Below are 16,626 nucleotides of genomic sequence, written 5' to 3' on the forward strand. Positions count from 1 at the left end.
CGAAGTTGAACAAAGATGTTCACGCCGCAAGGAACCTTCATGACACAGCCCATCCATCTTTCCCGCCGCGGCTTCATCGCGGCCAGCGCCGCGCTGGCCGCTTGCGGCGCCGTTCCCTCCCTGGTCCGGGCGCAATCGGCCCAGCCGTTCCGGCTGGGGGCGCTCAATTCCATCACCGGCGTCGGCGGCCCCTATGGCCCGGCCATGCTGGAAGCCATCAAGATCGCCATCGACGAGGTCAACGCCGCCGGCGGCGCTGCCGGCCGCAAGATCCAGCTCTATGCCGAAGACGACCAGACCAAGCCCGACGCCGCCGTGCTGGCGGTGAAGAAGCTGATCGAGATCAACAAGGTCGAGGCGGTGGTCGGCATCTGGCCGTCGTCGGTGGGCCTGGCCGCCATGCCCATCACCAATGCCGCGGGCCTCATCACCATGAACACCTGCGGCGCGCCGGAAATGCTGACCGAGAACAAGCAGGGGCTGGCCTGGATGTTCCAGGCCTCCAACGCGGTGTTCGGCCGCGCTTTCGCCGAAGTGGCGCGGCAGCGCGGCTTCAAGCGGCCGGCGGTCATGGCCTTCAACAACTCCACCTTCGTAGGGCAGGCTAACTACTTCCGTGATGCCTGGCAGGAGAAGGGCGGCAAGGTCAGCGCCTTCACCATCTATGAACCCAACCAGACCACCTACCGCACCGAACTGACCAAGGTGCTGGCCTCCAAGCCCGACGTGATCTCGCTGAGCGCCTACCGGCCCGACGCCACCATCATCCTCAAGGAATGGTTCCAGACCGGCCAGGACTGCAAGTTCATCATGCCGGGCTGGACCGCCAACGAAGACCTGGTGAAGGCGCTGGGCAAGGAAGCCACCGAGGGGATCATCTCGATCTCCAACGTGGCCGCCCACGAGCACCAGGCCTACAAGACCTTCGCCGCCGAATTCCGCAAGCGCACCAAGCGCGAACCGGACATCTTTGCTTCGCAGTCCTATGACATGGTGATCACGCTGGCGCTCGCCATCGAGGCGGCCGGGCCGACCGCGGACGTGGCCGCCATCAACGGCAAGATCCGCGCCGTGACCGCGCAGGGCGGCGGCGAAAAGGTCAACGGTTTCGCGCAAGGCCAGGCGCTGCTGCGCGCCGGCAAGCCGGTGGACTACGACGGCGCGTCCTCGCGCCTGGACTTCGGCAAGCAGGGCGAGACCGTGCCGGACTTTGGCGTCTTCGACATCCGCGACGGCAAGCTGGTGCTGAATGAAGTCATCGCCGGCCAGGTCTGACGATAAAAACACTAGGGGAACACAAGTATGGATGGAATCACCGTCATCAACGCCGCGATCAACGGCGTTGTGATCGGGATGCTGCTGGCCTTGCCGGCACTGGCGATCACGCTGGTGTTTGGCATCGCCCGCTTTCCCAACGCCGCCAGCGGCGACTACATGACGTTGGGCGCCTACGCCGCCGTCTTCACCCAGGCGCTGGCCGGCGGCTCGATGCTGGCGGGCGGCCTGGCGGCCGTCGCCGGCACCACCCTGGTCAGCCTGTTTTTCTATGCCTGGGTATTCCGGCCGCTGGAGTCGCGCTCCAACGTGTCGCGCCTGATCGCGTCCATCGGCGTGGCCTTCGCGCTGCGCAGCACGATCACCTTCTTCGCCGGGCAGGATCAGTACACCTTCGACATGCCCTTGACGCGCGCCTGGAATTTCGGCGGCGTGCGCATCCTGCCCACCGACCTGTACATCGTCGGCACGGCGGTGGCGGCGTTGGCGCTGGTGTTCGCGCTGATGCACATGACGCCCACCGGGCGGCGCATGCGGGCGGTGGCGGACAACCCCGAGCTGGCCGCGGCCAGCGGCATACGCGGACGGCGCGTGATGATCACACTGTGGAGCATCGCCGGCGCGTATTGCGGGCTGGGGGGCGTGCTGCTGGGCATCAAGGCGGTGGTGATCCCCGAACTGGGCTGGGAACTGCTGATGCCCATGTTCGCGGCCGTGATCCTGGGCGGCATCGGCAATCCGGTGGGCGCCATCGTCGGGATCATGGTGTTCAGCATTGCGCAGGAAGTCGCCAGCCTGGTGGTCGGGCCGGCCTACAAGATCGTATTCGCCTTCGCGGTGCTGCTGTGCGTGCTGCTGCTGCGTCCCCAGGGAATCTTCGGCCGTCCGATGGCGGCGAGGTGAGTCATGGAAGCCTATCTGATTGCTATCGCCATCGGGATCCTGATCTACATGCTGCTGGCCTTCGGCCTGTCGCTGCACTACGGGTTCACCGGACTGATCAACTTCGGCCACGTCGGCTTCTTCGCCATCGGCGCCTACACCTCGGCGCTGCTGTCGCTCAAGGGGGTGCCGATACCGATATCCATGGTGGCAGCCGCCGCAGTCGCTGCCTTGGCGGCCTGGCCGCTGGGCATGATCGCCTTGCGATTGGGCAGTGACTACCTGGCCATCGTGACCTTGGGCTTCTCGGAGTCGGTGCGCATGATGCTGCAGACCGAGGAATGGCTGACGCGTGGGATGCACGGCCTGCCGGGCATCCCGCGGTTGTTCGCGGGCTGGGCCTCGCCGCAGACCGTGGACCTGTGGATCATGCTGCTGCTGGTGGCGGTCAACGCCGGGGCGCTGCTGCTGATCCATCTGGTGATACGCAGCCCGTTCGGGCGCGTGATCGAAGCGGTGCGGGACAACGAGGTGGCGGTGCGGGCGCTGGGCAAGGATCCGGCCCGCTTCAAGACCCGTTCGCTGATGCTGGGCGCGGGCCTGGCCGGCCTGGCGGGCGCCTTCCAGGCGCACTACCTGACCTTCATCAGCCCCGAGCAGTTCGTGCCGTTGATCACCTTCTACATCTGGATCGCCATCATCCTGGGCGGAGTGGGGCGGTTGAGCGGCGTGGTGGCGGGCACGGTGCTGCTGGTCGGCTTTCTGGAAGGATCGCGTTTCGTGCGCGACTTCGTCGGCGGCATCTCGGAGGTACAGATGGCCAGCGTGCGCATCGGCGTCATCGGCCTGGCGCTCATTTGCGTGGTGCTGTACCGGCCTCAGGGCATTTTCGGCAACACCTCGGCCACGCGCAGGAGATAAGGGATGACGCTGCTTTCCATCAAAGGGCTGAGCGCCAGCTTCGGCGGTTTCAAGGCGCTTGACGACGTGTCGCTGGAAGTGCGCAAGGGCGAAATGGTCGGGGTGATCGGCACCAACGGCGCGGGCAAGAGCACGCTGTTTTCGGTGGTCACGGGCTACATCCCGCCCAGTTCCGGGTCCGTGCGTTTTGCGGACGAGGACATCACGGGCGTGGCCGTGCACCAGCGCGTGCGCCGGGGCCTGGCCCGCACGTTCCAGGTGCCGCGCGAGTTCAGCCAGCTGACGGTCTTCGACAACATGATGGCCGCCGCGCCGGACCAGCGCGGCGAAAAGCTGGCGGCGCTGGTGTTCGCCCGCCGCGAGGTGGCGCGCGAGGAAGCGCGCAACGCCGAACGCGTGCACGAATTGCTGGCGTTCCTGAACCTGACCCGCGTGGCCGATGAGCCGGCCGGGAAACTGTCGGGTGGCCAGAAGAAGCTGCTGGAACTGGGGCGGCTGCTGATGCTGGAGCCGCGCTGCATCCTGCTGGACGAACCGTTCGCGGGCGTCAATCCGGTGCTGATCGAAGAACTGTCGGCGCGCATCGTGGAGCTGAACCAGCGCGGCCTGACCGTCGCCATCATCGAGCACAACCTGGAAGAGCTGTCGCGCATCGTGCCGCGCATGTACGTCATGGACCGCGGCCGCGTCATCGCCGAAGGGACGCCCGACAGCGTCCTGGCCAATGAACAGGTGCGCGAAGCGTACATGGGGGGAGTGATATGAGCCAACTCGTCATGCAAGGCCTGTCCGGCGGCTACGGCGAGGTCGATATCGTCAGCGGCATCGACATGCACGTCGCACCGCGCGAGATCGTCACCATCGCCGGCACCAATGGCGCGGGCAAGTCGACGCTGGTCAAGGCGGTGATGGGGCTGTTGCCGCGCATCGCCGGCACCATGACCTTCGACGGCCGCGACCTGCTCGCGCTGCCGGTCGAGGAGCGGGTGCGCATCGGCATTTCCTACGTGCCGCAGGTACGCAATGTGTTCGGCGCGCTGACCGTGCTGGAGAACCTGCAAGTGGTCGAACACGTGCAGGCGCGCGAAAAGCGCATCCGCGACATGTTCGAGCTGTTTCCCGCGCTGGCCGGGCGGCGCAAGACGCATGCGGAGAACCTGTCCGGCGGCGAGCGCCAGCAGCTGGCCTTCGCCCGCGCGCTGATGTCCTCGCCGCGCCTGATGGTGCTGGACGAGCCCTCGGCCGCCTTGTCGCCGGCGCTGACCGAGCAGGTGTTCGCCGAAGTGCGGCGCCTGCCGCAGATCGGCGTGGGCGTGCTGATGGTGGAGCAGCGCGCGCGCCAGGCGCTGGCGTTCAGCGACCGCGGCTACATCCTGGATTCCGGCCGTATCGTGCTGACCGATACGGGGCAGGCGCTGCTGGCCAACCAGCATATGAGCGATCTGTATATCGGGCGGGGAGGGCATGCGGGGGGCGGCCACGCTGGGGGCGCTCGTTCGTCCGCTGGCAATGCTCCCGCCTGAAACCGATTGGACCGTCCCGCCGGCGGCTGCTGGCGCGGATGGCAAGTCTACTTTTCCATGATTCTTTGCAGGAGCCGTACTTTGCCTACTTCCTTGCCTACTTCCGAAACCATGGTTTCCCCGGCATCCGCTGCGCGCCGCCCCGCGCCCGGCGCCATCGCCGCCCTTACCGCCACCGAGGGCCTGGCCGCGCTGGAGCAGGGCAAACTGACCTGCGAGGCCTGGGCGCGCGCCTGCCTGGACCGCATCGAGGAACGCAACGGCGGCGTCAAGGCCTGGGTCCGGGTGGACGCCGAAGGCGCGCTGGCCCGCGCCCGCGAATGGGACCGCCATGGCCGGCGGCGGGCGCTGGACGGCGTGCCGCTGGGCATCAAGGACACCATCGACACGGCGGCCATGCCGACCGAACTGGGCGACCCCGAAATCTTTCCGGGCCGCCAGCCCGAGGCCGACGCGCCCGTGGTGACGCAGGCGCAGGAGTTGGGCTTCAACCTGCTGGGCAAGAACACCGTGTCGCGCCACGCCATCATGTTGCCCGGTCCGGCGCGCAATCCTCACGACCTGAGCCGCACGCCGGCCGCGTCCTCGGCGGGGTCGGCGGCCGCCGTGGCCGACTTCATGGCGCCGCTGTCCATCGGCACGCAGACGGCGGGCTCCATCCTGCGGCCGTCGGCCTTTTGCGGGGCGGTGGGCTTCAAGCCCACGCTGGACGCCATCCCCTACGTGTCGATCCGGCGCTATTCGCGGGTATTGGACGTGATCGGACCGATCTCGCGCTCGGTCGCCGACGCGGCGCTATTCATGCGCGCCTTCACGGGTGATCCCCGTTTTGATCCTGCGTCTTCGCTGCGCAGCGATTTCCGCCTGGGCGTGTGGCGTCCCAAGGACTGGGCGGACACGGAGCCCTGCATGCGCGATAGCTTCGAAGCCAATCTGCGCGCACTGTCGGCCGCCGGCGTGAAGGTGACTGAACTGGCCATGCCGCCGGCCTTCGACACCATGGGCGAGGCGCAGGACGTGATCATGGCCTACGACCTGGCGCGCGAGTACGCCGCCATCAAGCGCGACCACGCGGCGCTGTGCGATCCGGGCCTGATCGAGTACCTGACCATGGGCGAAGGGCTGTCCGCGGCCGATTACGCGGGGGCGCTGGACGCCGCCGACGCCTGCCGCCGCGCCTTCTACGACGTCGCGCGCGAAGTCGACGCGGTGGCCATGCCTTCCACGCTGGGCGAAGCGCCGCCGGCCAGCTCCACCGGCAGTTCGGCTTTCATCCGCATCTGGTCGTTGCTGCACAACCCGTCCATCACCTTGCCCGTGGCGCGCGGCCCCAACGGCCTGCCGCTGGGCTTCCAGATGGTCGGTTTCGTCAAGGAGGACGCGCGCCTGCTGTACTGGGCGCGTTGCGCGGAGCGCATCCTCGGGTCCACCGCGCACCAGGCCTGACCGGGCTCTCGCCGGGTTTGATCCGCTGCGCGCCGCCGGGGCGCGGCGGATTCTTCGGCGCCTTCGGGCGCCTTTTTTGCGTCTGCGCTCTGGGGTTTTCCCGAGTAATTCTCAATATTCGGGAATAAAAAGCAGTGAAAGAACCATAAATTGATAATCTGCGCTCCGTTAGCTTGGAGCCAAATGTTGAAAGCGGATCACTCAGTCGGGGCAGGTGCGGATCGCGTGCTGTATGTGCTGGCCACCCTGGCCAGGCATGACGGCCCCCTCAGCATCGCCGCTTTGGCCGAGCAGACCGGCCTGGCGCAAAGCACTCTGTACCGCCAGGTGGCGCTGCTCAAGCGCTGGGGCTTCGTCGCCGAGCATGACGGCGAATACGGCCCCGGCCCGCTGTGCGTGCAACTGGCCTGGGGCTTTGACCAGTCCTCGTTCCTGATCCACGAAGCGCAGCCCGACATGGCCGCGCTGGCCGCCGCCTCCGGCGAAACCATAGGCTTGCTGGTGGCGGTCAAGGACCAGGCGGTGTGCCTGGACATGATCGAAAGCCAGCATCCGCTGCGCTGCTCCTTCACCAAGGGGCGCGGCCTGCCGCTGGCGCGCGGAGCCTCCGCCAAGTCGCTGCTGGCCTTCATGCCGTTGGCCCGCCTGCAGGCCGCGCTGGCCTATCTGGCGGCCGAGGCCGGCGTGGACGCCGATCGACTCGGACACGAGCTGGAAACCATCCGCGCCCAGGGCTACGCCATGACCGACAGCGAGGTCGACGCTGGCGTCTGGGGCGTGAGCGTGCCGATCTTTCAACGCGCCAATCAGGCCGTGGCCTCGATCACGCTGATGGCGCCTTCGACCCGGGCCGCGCAGCGGCCCGAGGCATTGACCGAAATGGCCGTGGCCGCGGCCCGGCGCATCTCGGCGAAGTTGCAGGCTCATTGAGAGCACTTTTTTTCTTCCACGCTCCACCGTACCCACCGACCGCCGTACCCACATTCCTTAGAGGACCCACCATGACCACTCGCCGCACACTGCTGACCGCCGCCCTGACGCTGGGCCTCGCCTGGAGCGCCGGTCCGGCGTTCGCCCAGGAAACCATCCGCGCCGTGACCGACGCGACTTTCCCGCCGATGGAGTTCGTCAAGGACGGCAAGCGCACCGGCTTCGACATCGAACTGGTGGAAGCCTTGGCCGGCGCCATGGGCAAGAAGGTCGAATGGATCGACATCGACTTCAAGGGCCTGATTCCCGCCCTGCAGGCCGGCCGCGCCGACATCGCCGTGTCCGCCATCTACATCACGCCTGAGCGCGCCAAGGTCGTGGACTTCACCGATCCGTACTACGCGGGCGGCCTGGTCGTGATGACCAAGAAGGACGGCCCGGTCAAGACGCTGAAGGACCTGGACGGCCGCAAGGTGTCGGTGCAGGTGGGCACCAAGTCGGTCAACTACCTGAAGGAACACTACCCGGCGGTGCAGCGCGTGGAAGTCGAGAAGAACCAGGAGATGTTCAACCTGGTGCAGATCGGCCGCGCCGAAGCCGCGGTGACGGGCAAGCCCGCCGCCAAGCTGTTCGCCCAGAGCACGCCGGACCTGACGGTGCTGAACGACCAGATCACCACCGAGGACTACGGCATCGCCGTGCCGAAGAACAAGCCCGAGCTGACCCGTGAGCTGAACGCGGCGCTGCAGAAGCTCAAGGCCGACGGCAGCTACCAGGCCATCGTCAACAAGTGGTTCGAGGCTCCTGCGAAATGAACCTGGATTTTTCTCCCGTCTTTGCCGACTTCGGCGCGCTGATCAATGGCGCCGTGGTCACCGTCGAGGTGACCGCGGGCGCCTTGCTGCTGGCCTGCGTCATCGGCCTGCTGGTGGGCGTGGGGCGCCTCAACCCGAAGCGCTACGTCATCTACAACCTGTGCAGCGTCTATCTGCTGCTGTTCCGCGGCACGCCCTTGCTGGTGCAGCTGTTCATCTGGTTCTTTGGCCTGCCGCACTTCGGCATCACCTTGCCGGCGTTCGCCTGCGGCGTGCTGGGCCTGGGCATGTACTCCGGCGCCTACGTGTCGGAAATCGTGCGCGGCGCGATCCAGTCGGTGGACCGCGGCCAGACCGAGGCGGCGCGCTCGCTCGGCATGTCGTCCGGCCAGGCCATGCGCATCATCGTGCTGCCGCAGGCAGTGGTGCGCATGATCCCGCCGCTGGGCAACGAATTCATCGCGCTGATCAAGAACTCGGCCCTGGTGTCGCTCTTGACGATCCACGACCTGATGCATGAAGGCCAGAAGATCATCAGCGTGTCCTATCGCTCGCTGGAAACCTATCTGGTGGTGGCGCTGATTTATCTGATCCTGACCACGGCCACCATGCTGGTGCTGCGCAAGGTTGAACACCGCCTGCGCGCGGGGGGGATGGTGCAATGAACTCCGCAATGAACTCCGCTGCGGCCCGGGCCGCGGACCCGCAAGAAATGATCCGCATCCGCGGCCTGCGCAAATCCTACGGCGACCACGAGGTCCTGAGCGGCATCGACTTCGACGTGCTGCCGTCCCAGGTGGTGGTGGTGATCGGGCCCAGCGGCTCGGGCAAGAGCACCTTGCTGCGCTGCTGCAACGGCCTGGAAGTGGCGCAAGCCGGCACCATCGACATCTGCGGCCAGACCTTGCTGGACCACGGCAAGCTGCTGCCCGAAGCCGAACTCAACCAGCTGCGCATGCAGGTGGGCATGGTGTTCCAGGGCTTCAACCTGTTCCCGCACCTGTCCGTGCTGGACAACGTCACGGTCGGTCCGCGCAAGCTGCGCGGCATGGGCCGCGAAGAAGCCCATGCCCTGGCCGCGGACCTGCTGGACAAGGTTGGCCTGGGCCAGAAGATGTCGGCCATGCCGGCCAGCCTGTCGGGCGGGCAGAAGCAGCGTGTGGCCATCGCCCGCGCCCTGGCCATGCAGCCCAAGGTCATGCTGTTCGACGAGCCGACCTCGGCGCTGGATCCGGAGCTGGTGGGCGAAGTGCTGCAGGTCATGAAGCTGCTGGCCCGCGAAGGCATGACCATGATGGTGGTCACGCACGAAATGGGCTTTGCCCGCGACGTGGCCGACATGGTGGCGGTGATGGACGGCGGTGTGATCCTGGAGTCCGGTTCGCCCGACGTGATCTTTACCCAGCCGCGCGAGGCGCGCACCCGCGAGTTCCTGCAAGCGGTGCTGAGCGCGGGGCAGGGGGCTGCATGAACGCCGCGCAATTCGACAAAAGCCTGTGGAAGGCCCGCGACGACAGCGCCGAACAAGGCGATACGCGCCGCCTGGCGCATATCGTCGAAGCGGCCGCGGGCCAGGCCCGCAAGGGCGAGGCGGTGCTGCTGGGCTTTGCCTGCGACGCCGGCGTGGCCCGCAACCAGGGCCGCATCGGCGCGGCCGAAGGCCCGCAAGTCATCCGCAAGTTCCTGGCGGGCCTTCCGGCGCACGGCCTCACGCGCCTGCTGGACGCCGGCGACGTGGCCTGCGAGGGCGACCGGCTCGAGGACGCCCAGGAGCAACTGGGCCTGCGCGTGGCGGAACTGATGGAACAGGGCGCCCGGCCGCTGGTGCTGGGTGGCGGCCATGAGATCGCCTGGGGCAGTTTCCAGGGCCTGGCGCGCTGGCTGGATGCCCGCGGCGACACGGAACCGGTGCTGGTGCTGAACCTGGACGCGCACTTCGACCTGCGCACCGGGCGGCCCGGCAGTTCCGGCACGCCGTTCGACCAGATCTCGCGTTACTGCGAGGAACGCGGCCGGGCCCTGCAATACGCCTGCCTTGGCGTATCGCGGCTGGCCAACACGCCGGCGCTGTACGCGCGCGCCGCCGAAGTCGGCGCCATCTGGGTCGAGGACCGCGACATGCAGGAGCGCCACCTGGCGGCGCGCCTGGCCAACGTCGACGCCTTGCTGGCGCGGGCGCGGCACGTCTACCTGACCATAGACCTGGACGTGCTGCCGGCGGCGGTCATGCCCGGCGTGTCGGCGCCGGCGCCCTATGGCGTGCCGCTGACGGTGATCGAGGAAATCGTGCTGCGGGTCAAGGCCAGCGGCAAGCTGCGCCTGGCCGACATGGCCGAGTTCAATCCGCGCTACGACCAGGACGGTCATGGCGCACGGGCGGCGGCGCGCCTGGCGTGGCAGTTGTTGAGCGATTGAGCGGACCCGCCTTCATCCTTCGGGTGGGGGGCAGGATCAGGCGGGGCGGTTTCCTGGCAGGAAACCGCCCCGTTTTTCATCCCCCGTATGGCGGGTGGCAGGGCTTGCGGCTTACGGCTGGCAGGCTGGACGCTGCCGGCTTGGCGGCTTAGGATAAGGGCAGCATCAGGCTTCGGTTTGCGGCCCGTTCAATAGCCGCAACAGTTATGCGTCCCTAATTAAAATATTTTTGTTTTAAATGGGGACGTTATAACTTTCGTGGATAAAATGGCGCAACTTTGTCAGGAGAGCCAGCTCATGTCTCAAACTCCCACCCACGCATTGCCGTCTTATCTGAACGCCGAGGACCTCGGCCCCTGGGGCAACTACCTGCAGCAAGTCGACCGGGTCACCCCGTATCTTGGTTCGCTGGCGCGTTGGGTCGAGACCCTGAAGCGCCCGAAGCGCTCGCTGATCGTCGACGTGCCGATCGAACTCGACAACGGCAGCATCGCCCACTTCGAGGGCTACCGCGTCCAGCACAACACCTCGCGCGGTCCCGGCAAGGGCGGCGTGCGCTTCCACCAGGACGTCACGTTGTCCGAAGTGATGGCGCTGGCGGCCTGGATGTCGATCAAGAACGCCGCGGTGAACCTGCCCTACGGCGGCGCCAAGGGCGGCGTGCGGGTCGACCCGCGCAAGCTGTCCGCTTCCGAACTCGAGCGCATGACGCGCCGCTACACTTCGGAAATCGGCGTCATCATCGGACCCTCCAAGGACATCCCGGCTCCTGACGTGAACACCAACGCCCAGACCATGGCCTGGATGATGGACACGTACTCCATGAACGAAGGCGCCACCGCCACCGGCGTGGTCACCGGCAAGCCGATCGCGCTGGGCGGCAGCCTGGGCCGCGTCGAGGCCACCGGCCGCGGCGTGTTCGTGGTGGGCTGCGAAGCCGCGCGCGACCTGAACATCGACGTCTCCAAGGCGCGCGTGGTGGTGCAGGGCTTCGGCAACGTGGGCGGCACCGCCGCCCGCCTGTTCCATGAAGCCGGCGCCAAGGTCATCGCCGCGCAGGACCACACCGGCACCGTCCACAACGCCGAAGGGCTGGACGTGCACAAGCTGCTGTCCTACGTGTCGCAGCATGGCGGCGTGGGCGGCTTCTCCGGCGGCCAGGCCATGGACAAGGCTGAGTTCTGGACCCTGGAAACCGAGTTCCTGATCCCGGCCGCCCTGGAAAGCCAGATCACCGCCGCCAACGCCGCCAAGGTGCGCGCGAAGATCGTGGTGGAAGGCGCCAACGGCCCGACCACCCCCGAAGCGGACGACATCCTGGCCGAACACGGCGTGTACGTGGTGCCGGACGTGCTGGCCAACGCCGGCGGCGTGACCGTCAGCTACTTCGAATGGGTGCAGGACTTCTCCAGCTTCTTCTGGAGCGAGGACGAGATCAACCAGCGCCTGGAGCGCCTCATGCGCGAAGCCTACGCGGCGGTGTCGCAAGTGGCCAAGGAGCACAAGGTCACGCTGCGCACGGCGGCGTTCATCGTCGCTTGCACGCGCATTCTGCAAGCGCGCCAGGTGCGCGGCCTGTACCCCTGATACCCGATACGGCGAGGCGTCCCTGGACGCCGCGCCGAGGAGGGCAGGGAGACAAGAACCGCCCCGGCCGCGCCTGTCCGGCATGGCCGGTGGCAAAAACGGAGATCGCCCCGCAAGGGGCGATTTCCATTTGCGCGTCCGTGCGCGCACCGCGCATGAATAGCACATCGACGTTGCAGGCCTGCGCGGGCCGCGCCCGCGCTTGCGGGTTGTCGGCAAGGCGCGACATTCCGCGCCTTTTTCATGGCCTAGGGAATTTCCCAGCTTGCGTAACCAGAACTGACACATTGCGTCCCTAGAATTCGTTCCTGCCATGCGCCGGGCGCGCCGCACGCGATGCGTGCCAGCCCGGATGCGCATGTCTGTTCAATCAATGGGAATTTGCAATGAAAAAGACTTTGTTCGTCACCGCCATGCTGGCCGCGTTCGGCGCAACGGCGCAGGCGGAAACCTCGGTGACGCTGTACGGCTTGATCGACACCGGTATCGGCTACCAGCGCATCAAGGGTGATGGCTACCATGAGTCCAAGGTTGGCATGGTCAACGGCGTGTCCAGCGGTTCGCGCTGGGGCCTGCGCGGCGCCGAGGACCTGGGCGACGGCCTGAGCGCCGTGTTCACGCTGGAAAGCGGCTTCAACTCGGCCAACGGCACGTCGGGCCAGAGCAGCCGCCTGTTCGGCCGCCAAGCCACCATCGGCCTGAAGAGCACCTCGTGGGGCCTGTTGGAACTGGGCCGTCAGACCAACATCGCTTCGAAGTACTTCGCCGCGATCGATCCGTTCGGCGGCAGCTACGGCCAGGCCAACATTGGCGTAGCCTTCAGTGCCGCCAACACGGTCCGCTACGACAACATGGTGCAGTACTCGACGCCGTCGTTCAGCGGCGTGCAGTTCGGCATCGGCTACTCGTTCAACGCCGCCGACACGACCACCGCGCAAACCGGCTTCAAGACCGCCGACAACACCCGCGCCATTACGGCCGGCCTGCGCTATGTCAGCGGCCCGGTGAACGTGGCGCTGACCTATGACCAGCTGAACCCCGCGAACCAGTTGAACAACGACGCCACGCCCAAGTCGTGGATGATCGGCGGCTCGTACGACTTCGAAGTGCTGAAGCTGGCGCTGGCCTACGGCCAGACGCGCGACGGCTGGTTCACCGGCCAGGGCGCCAACGCCTTCGGCAGCGGCAGCCCCGAAGCCAAGGGCTTCGGCACCAACGTGGCGGTGTCGGGCTTCAAGGCCAATTCCTACCTGGTGGGCCTGAGCGTGCCGATCGGCGGCGCCAGCAACATCCTGGCTTCGTGGCAGCGCGCCGATACGGACAGCACCAAGCTGACCGGCGACGACGCCACCATGAACATCTACAGCCTGGGCTACACCTACAACCTGTCCAAGCGCACCAATCTGTACGCCTTGGGTTCGTATGCCACCAACTTCGCGTTCACCGACGGCGTGAAGAGCACCGTGGCCATGGTGGGCGTGCGTCACCGCTTCTAAGACGAAAGGCGCGCAAGGGCGGCGCGTCAGCGTCGCCCTGCCGCCGCGGTTGCACTGAGCGGACTGGGCGTCTTACCCGGCCACAGACGCGAAAAAAGCGGCCACCTCCCTAGCTCCATCCTCAGTCCGCTCAACCGAACCCCGGTTTGATGCCGTATCGAACGCCCGCGTAGACCGCGGGCGTTCCCGCATGCGGCTTATGCGGCAGGCAGCAGTTCAGGCTTCAGGATCCCGCGCAGTTCCGAATAGGGAATGCTCAGCTCGGGTTCGCCATGGGAGTATGGCGCGATGGAATAGGCGTCGTACTTGACCACGATGCCGTCGCGCGTCAGCGCGTAGTTGTCGCTTTCCTGGAACGGCCACATCTTGTTGTAGGCCGCCGGATCGCGGCGCGCATCGGGATTGCTGGCCAGCCATTTGGCATGCGCCTGCCGCAACGCGGCCACATACTGCGGATGGCGTCCGGGTATCAGCGCTTCCTCCAGGCTCATCACGCGGCCATGGCTGCGCTCCCAGTTCAGGTACTGGGTGGCGGGGATGCCATGCGCGGCGCCGGTCAGGAACTGTTCGGTATGCAGTTCGACCGCCACGATGTCGCCGACCGTGTCCTTCACGCTGGCCTTGAAATAGGTGGCGTCGCGCGCGCGCGCCACCGACCAGAAGTACTGCGTGTACTCGGACAGCGTGTCGTAGGGGCCGCGGCGGTTGGCATCGGTGCCGGTCATGTAGGCCAGCACGTGGTCCACCAGCGCGGTGAGCTTGGGGATGCCCGGGAAGGCGACGCTGTCGATTTCGATGCGCGGGCAGTCGCCCTCGCAGCCCGGTTTGCTAGACGCCCACTTGATGCGCTCGGTGGACAGGTCGCCGACTTTTTCCGGCGTGGATGCCGAGGCCGGGCCCTGCGTGGCCAGCGTGATGTCGGCCGGCGGCGTGCTGCTGCAGCCCGCCAGCGCCAGCAGGGCCGCGCCCAGGATGAGACCGCTTATCGCGCCTTGCGGCGTGAATGTGCGACGCATTGAAACTACCTCCAGAAAATCGGTGCCGGGCGGTTCAAGGCACCACGCCGGTCCATTCGGGCGTGGCGAACTTCTCGGCCGCCTGCGCCTGCGCGCGGGCCAGGGTGTCGCTGCCTATCTGCCCGGGGGTGAGACGGTGCAGGCCGGCAAAAGTTTCCACCATGCGGTCGATGATGACTTCGCGCGATAGCCCGGTCTGGGTGCGCAAAGGGTCGACGCGCTTCTTGGCGCTGGTGGTGCCTTTGTCCGACAGCTTCTCGCGGCCGATGCGCAGGACTTCGACCATTTTATCCGCGTCGATGTCGTAGGACATGGTGACGTGATGCAGCACCGCGCCGCCGCGGCGGGCTTGCGCAGCGCCGCCGATCTTGCCGATGTCGGAGGCAATGTCGTTGAGCGGCTGGTACCAGGCCTTGATGCCCAGTCCCTGCAAGGCGGTCAGCACCCAGGCGTCCAGGAAGGCGTAGGACTCCTGGAAGCTCATGCCGTGGACCAGCGCCTGAGGCGCGCTGAGCGAATAGGTGATGGAGTTGCCGGGTTCCATGAACATGGCGCCGCCGCCGCTGACGCGGCGCACGACCTGGATGCCGTGGCGGCGCGCGCCTTCGGGGTCGACTTCGTTCTTGAGCGATTGGAAGCGGCCGATCACGACCGCGGGCGCGGCCCATTCCCAGATGCGCAGGGTAGGCGGGCGCAGGCCGGCGCCGACCTCGTCGGTGATGACGGCGTCCAGCGCCATGTGCAGCACCGGGTCTTGCGGCCCTTCATGGATCAGTTGCCAGTCGTAGTCGTTCCAGTCGGTGCGCGTCATGCCAGCGCCCTCCGCAGCACCACGGCGACGGCTTCGGCCGAGAATCCGAACATTTCGGCATCGGCGGGCAGGGCCGACTGCACGGCCAGCGCCAGTTCCAGTTCGCCGGCGTCGGCCGGCAGGCCGTTCAGGCCGCTATTGATGGCGTCCAGGGCCTCGGGCGGCTCAAGAAAAAAATCGCCGCTGATGCGCACGTCGGCCAGGCGGCCATCGCGCACTTCCAGATCCGCGACGACCAGTTTGCCGCCGGGGACTTTGTATTCGCCATGCATGGGCGCTCCTTGCTGTATCAGTGCCAAAAACTACAGGCTGAGCTTCATGCCGTCGTGGCTGGCCTTGAAGCCCAGGCTTTCATAGAACCTGCGCGCATCGGGCCGGGCGCGGTCGGTGGTCAGTTGCACCAGGCTGCAGCCCTGGATGCGGCATTGCTCGATCGCCCATTCGAACATCTTGCGTCCGAGGCCGGCGCCGCGCGACGACGAGGCGATGCGCACGCTCTCGATCTGCCCGCGCCACTGGCCCAGCCGCGACAGGCCGGGTATGAACGATAACTGCAAACAGCCGACCAGGTTGGAACCCTGTTCGACCACGGCCAGGAATTGATTGGAATCCTGGCCGATTGCGGCAAAGGCGGCAGCATAGCGCGGGTCCAGCGGCAGCGCGGGATTCTCGCGCGTGGCGCCGAGTTCGTCGTCGGCCAGCAGGGCGACGATGCCAGGCAGATCCCCCAGTCGCGCGCGGCGGAAAACCAGTTGCGGTTCGGGCATGGCGGCTCCTTCAGCGCGCGACGTTCTGGGCGGTCTGGCCGAACAGGATGCGGCGCGATTCATCGTCGCTGATGGACGGGGCGGTATTGATGGTGTCGGCCAGCGCATAGGCGCGCTGCGTGGCGGGGCGCGCCGCGATGGCGTCGAACCAGCGCTTCAGATGCGGGAAGTCGTTCAGGTCCTGGCCCTGCTTGGCGTGCGGCACGATCCAGGGATAGGCCGCCATGTCGGCGATGGAATAGTCGCCGGCGACGAACTCGCGGTCCGCCAGGCGCTTGTTCAGCACGCCGTAGAGGCGGTTGGTTTCCTTGACGTAGCGGTCGATGGCGTAGGCGATACGCTCCTGCGCATAGCCCGAGAAATGGTGGTTCTGGCCGGCCATGGGGCCCAGGCCGCCCATCTGCCAGAAGAGCCACTGCGACACTTCGGCGCGGCCGCGCAGGTCGGCGGGCAGGAAGCGGCCGGTCTTCTCGGCGAGATACAGCAGGATGGCGCCCGACTCGAACAAGGAAATCGGCGCGCCGCCGCCGGCCGGGGCCTGGTCGACGATGGCCGGAATGCGGTTGTTGGGGGCGATGGCCAGGAACTCGGGCTTGAACTGATCGCCGCGGCCGATGTTCACCGGATGGATCTTGTAGGGCAGGCCGGTTTCTTCGAGGAACAGCGTGATCTTGTGGCCGTTGGGGGTGGTCCAGTAATAGAGATCGATCATGGGATGTCCTGTGCGTTGCGCCGGCGGCGG

At 66.8% G+C, this 16,626-nt stretch carries 18 protein-coding genes; 13 read left to right on the plus strand and 5 right to left on the minus strand.

Going from position 1 to position 16,626, the window contains the following annotated elements:
* Positions 1–39 precede the first annotated feature (39 nt).
* From AC3WOB_RS28225 to AC3WOB_RS28285, 13 genes are all read left to right on the plus strand, one after another.
* A complete protein-coding gene (locus AC3WOB_RS28225) occupies positions 40–1,275 on the plus strand; it encodes an ABC transporter substrate-binding protein (RefSeq protein WP_013393481.1) in 1,236 nt (411 codons plus the stop codon).
* A gap of 27 nt (positions 1,276–1,302) precedes the next feature.
* Entirely contained in the window at positions 1,303–2,178 is an 876-nt protein-coding gene (locus tag AC3WOB_RS28230) for a branched-chain amino acid ABC transporter permease (RefSeq protein ID WP_013393482.1), read from the plus strand.
* A 3-nt stretch (positions 2,179–2,181) separates the two neighbouring features.
* On the plus strand, positions 2,182–3,078 hold the full coding sequence (locus AC3WOB_RS28235) for a branched-chain amino acid ABC transporter permease (protein ID WP_013393483.1): 897 nt from the start codon (positions 2,182–2,184) through the stop codon (positions 3,076–3,078).
* A 3-nt stretch (positions 3,079–3,081) separates the two neighbouring features.
* Positions 3,082–3,843, plus strand: coding sequence for an ABC transporter ATP-binding protein (locus AC3WOB_RS28240; protein ID WP_013393484.1), 762 nt, complete (start codon positions 3,082–3,084; stop codon positions 3,841–3,843).
* Positions 3,840–4,601 (plus strand): ABC transporter ATP-binding protein, encoded by a 762-nt coding sequence (locus tag AC3WOB_RS28245; protein ID WP_013393485.1) that lies wholly within the window; start codon positions 3,840–3,842, stop codon positions 4,599–4,601. The genes AC3WOB_RS28240 and AC3WOB_RS28245 overlap by 4 nt, the downstream gene beginning before the upstream one ends.
* Before the next feature lie 81 nt (positions 4,602–4,682).
* A complete protein-coding gene (locus tag AC3WOB_RS28250; protein WP_013393486.1) occupies positions 4,683–6,047 on the plus strand; it encodes an amidase in 1,365 nt (454 codons plus the stop codon).
* A gap of 183 nt (positions 6,048–6,230) precedes the next feature.
* Complete coding sequence (locus AC3WOB_RS28255; protein WP_013393487.1) at positions 6,231–6,977, plus strand: IclR family transcriptional regulator; 747 nt, start codon at positions 6,231–6,233, stop codon at positions 6,975–6,977.
* A 71-nt stretch (positions 6,978–7,048) separates the two neighbouring features.
* On the plus strand, positions 7,049–7,792 hold the full coding sequence (locus AC3WOB_RS28260; RefSeq protein ID WP_013393488.1) for a transporter substrate-binding domain-containing protein: 744 nt from the start codon (positions 7,049–7,051) through the stop codon (positions 7,790–7,792).
* A complete protein-coding gene (locus AC3WOB_RS28265) occupies positions 7,789–8,457 on the plus strand; it encodes an amino acid ABC transporter permease (RefSeq protein WP_013393489.1) in 669 nt (222 codons plus the stop codon). Before AC3WOB_RS28260 ends, AC3WOB_RS28265 begins: the two co-directional genes overlap by 4 nt.
* 47 nt (positions 8,458–8,504) lie before the next feature.
* Entirely contained in the window at positions 8,505–9,263 is a 759-nt protein-coding gene (locus AC3WOB_RS28270; RefSeq protein ID WP_492276898.1) for an amino acid ABC transporter ATP-binding protein, read from the plus strand.
* Positions 9,260–10,207 (plus strand): formimidoylglutamase, encoded by a 948-nt coding sequence (gene hutG, locus AC3WOB_RS28275; RefSeq protein ID WP_492276861.1) that lies wholly within the window; start codon positions 9,260–9,262, stop codon positions 10,205–10,207. The genes AC3WOB_RS28270 and hutG overlap by 4 nt, the downstream gene beginning before the upstream one ends.
* Positions 10,208–10,504: 297 nt before the next feature.
* On the plus strand, positions 10,505–11,794 hold the full coding sequence (locus AC3WOB_RS28280) for a Glu/Leu/Phe/Val family dehydrogenase (protein ID WP_013393492.1): 1,290 nt from the start codon (positions 10,505–10,507) through the stop codon (positions 11,792–11,794).
* A gap of 386 nt (positions 11,795–12,180) precedes the next feature.
* The gene (locus tag AC3WOB_RS28285) at positions 12,181–13,290 is read left to right on the plus strand and encodes a porin (RefSeq protein ID WP_013393493.1); all 1,110 of its coding nucleotides are present in this window, start codon (positions 12,181–12,183) and stop codon (positions 13,288–13,290) included.
* 197 nt (positions 13,291–13,487) lie between these two features.
* Here the strand turns inward: AC3WOB_RS28285 and AC3WOB_RS28290 are convergent, their stop codons facing one another.
* The 5 genes from AC3WOB_RS28290 to AC3WOB_RS28310 are packed head-to-tail and all read right to left on the minus strand — an operon-like array spanning position 13,488 to position 16,596.
* Complete coding sequence (locus AC3WOB_RS28290) at positions 13,488–14,306, minus strand: RsiV family protein (protein WP_013393494.1); 819 nt, start codon at positions 14,304–14,306, stop codon at positions 13,488–13,490.
* A 34-nt stretch (positions 14,307–14,340) separates the two neighbouring features.
* Positions 14,341–15,117 (minus strand): lipoate--protein ligase family protein, encoded by a 777-nt coding sequence (locus AC3WOB_RS28295; protein WP_013393495.1) that lies wholly within the window; start codon positions 15,115–15,117, stop codon positions 14,341–14,343.
* Positions 15,114–15,389: a lipoate-protein ligase small subunit gene (gene lplB, locus AC3WOB_RS28300; RefSeq protein ID WP_013393496.1), complete on the minus strand. Its 276-nt coding sequence runs from the start codon at positions 15,387–15,389 to the stop codon at positions 15,114–15,116. The genes AC3WOB_RS28295 and lplB overlap by 4 nt, the downstream gene beginning before the upstream one ends.
* 30 nt (positions 15,390–15,419) lie before the next feature.
* On the minus strand, positions 15,420–15,884 hold the full coding sequence (locus tag AC3WOB_RS28305) for a GNAT family N-acetyltransferase (protein ID WP_013393497.1): 465 nt from the start codon (positions 15,882–15,884) through the stop codon (positions 15,420–15,422).
* Between the two features lie 10 nt (positions 15,885–15,894).
* Positions 15,895–16,596 (minus strand): glutathione binding-like protein, encoded by a 702-nt coding sequence (locus AC3WOB_RS28310; RefSeq protein WP_013393498.1) that lies wholly within the window; start codon positions 16,594–16,596, stop codon positions 15,895–15,897.
* Between the last annotated feature and the right edge of the window lie 30 nt (positions 16,597–16,626).

Source organism: Achromobacter sp. FW305-C-30-7, from assembly GCF_058783105.1.